The 1776-nt window shown below is 46.2% G+C and carries 3 protein-coding genes and 1 tRNA gene; all 4 read right to left on the bottom strand.

The genetic code is table 11. From position 1 onward, the window contains the following. On the bottom strand, positions 1-164 hold a 164-nt coding region (locus WBH99_RS02490), incomplete at its 3' end, for a transcription termination/antitermination NusG family protein (protein ID WP_424218531.1). Positions 165-182: 18 nt separating this feature from the next. Next, a complete protein-coding gene (secE, locus tag WBH99_RS02485) occupies positions 183-374 on the bottom strand; it encodes a preprotein translocase subunit SecE (protein ID WP_424218529.1) in 192 nt (63 codons plus the stop codon). A gap of 19 nt (positions 375-393) precedes the next feature. Continuing rightward, a tRNA-Trp gene (locus tag WBH99_RS02480) sits at positions 394-466 on the bottom strand. Positions 467-576: 110 nt separating this feature from the next. Next, positions 577-1764: an elongation factor Tu gene (gene tuf, locus WBH99_RS02475; RefSeq protein ID WP_424218530.1), complete on the bottom strand. Its 1188-nt coding sequence runs from the start codon at positions 1762-1764 to the stop codon at positions 577-579. Positions 1765-1776: the final 12 nt, after the last annotated feature.

Below are 1776 nucleotides of genomic sequence, written 5' to 3'. Positions count from 1 at the left end.
TTTCCGTTGCGTACTGTATAAGTCTTTTCCGTGGGGATGAGAACTTGAGAAATGTACTTTCCTAAATCGGTTTTTTTAATTTCTGACTCAAGATACTCTTTGACTTTACTTTCTTTACCGCTAACGGAACGCAGGACGTACCATTTTTTTTTCTCTTCAGTCATAATCTCTCAGTTCAGAATTTATAAAATACCGTAGAGGAGTTTCAGAATCCACTCAAAAAGAGAATCTATCCCAAACACGATAAGGGCAATTATAAGGGAAGCAATCAATACAATTACCGTGCTGCCGGAGAGTTCCTCTCTTGTTGGCCAGGATACCTTATAGACTAATTCGGTATAAGCATCCTTTAAATATGCAACTATTTTTTTCATTCAATTCGGATCGTTTGTGCACGGGTCGAGAGACTCGAACTCCCGACACCTGGTTTTGGAGACCAGTGCTCTACCAACTGAGCTAGACCCGTATAAGCCCTGCCCATCCCTCCTCAAAAGGAGTGTATGCTGCAGGCAGGGCTCTGTTTGGTAATAGGTTCCCTGTATTTTCTTTTACAGAAGAAGCAGAGAGGAGAGAATATTAATCCAGTAACTCTGTAATCTGTCCGGCACCAACGGTACGACCTCCTTCGCGGATAGCGAAACGAAGACCTACGTTACATGCTACCGGATAGATCAGATCTACCTCGATGGTAATGTTGTCACCCGGCATGACCATTTCCACACCTTCCGGTAACATGATTTCTCCGGTAACGTCGAGTGTACGGATGTAGAACTGAGGACGATAGTGGTCGTGGAACGGAGTGTGACGTCCGCCTTCTTCTTTCTTCAGGATATATACCTCAGCTTTGAACTTGGAGTGAGGTTTTACTTTACCCGGGTGAGAGATTACCATACCACGTTTGATTTCGTCTTTGTCAATACCGCGAAGCAGCAATCCAACGTTATCACCGGCCTGGCCTTCGTCCAGAATCTTGCGGAACATTTCAACGCCGGTAACCACCGATTTTTTGCCTTCAGCACCGAGTCCGATGATCTGTACTTCTTCACCTGTTTTGATAATACCTGTTTCAATACGGCCTGTAGCCACAGTACCGCGACCGGTGATTGAGAACACGTCTTCAACAGGCATCAGGAATGGTTTGTCTACATCACGCGGAGGCAGCGGAATCCATGAGTCTACCGCAGCCATCAGCTCGATGATTTTTTCTTCCCATTTCGGATCGCCGTTCAAAGCGCCAAGGGCAGAACCTCGAATAACCGGTGTGTTGTCGCCATCAAAATTGTAGAACGTCAGCAGTTCACGCATTTCCATTTCTACCAGTTCCAACATCTCTTCGTCGTCAACCAGGTCCACTTTGTTCATGAAAACAACCAGTTTCGGAACGTTCACCTGACGTGCCAACAGAATGTGTTCACGCGTCTGGGGCATCGGCCCGTCAGTGGCAGCTACAACGATGATCGCGCCGTCCATCTGGGCAGCACCGGTAACCATGTTCTTTACATAGTCAGCGTGACCCGGACAGTCAACATGCGCATAGTGACGGTTTTCAGTTTCGTATTCAACGTGTGAAGTATTGATGGTAATACCTCTTTCCTTTTCTTCCGGTGCGTTGTCGATTGAGTCGAACGTACGAACTTCCGAGAATCCTTTTTTTGCTAAAACAGTAGTGATAGCAGCTGTTAAAGTCGTCTTACCGTGGTCAACGTGACCGATCGTACCGATGTTCACGTGCGGTTTCGTCCGGTTAAAATGTTCTTTTGCCATAAAATGTCCTAT

The sequence above is a fragment of the Azovibrio sp. genome (assembly GCF_049658005.1).
Taxonomy (GTDB): domain Bacteria; phylum Pseudomonadota; class Gammaproteobacteria; order Burkholderiales; family Rhodocyclaceae; genus Azovibrio.
This window is presented reverse-complemented; position numbering and strand designations above follow the sequence as displayed.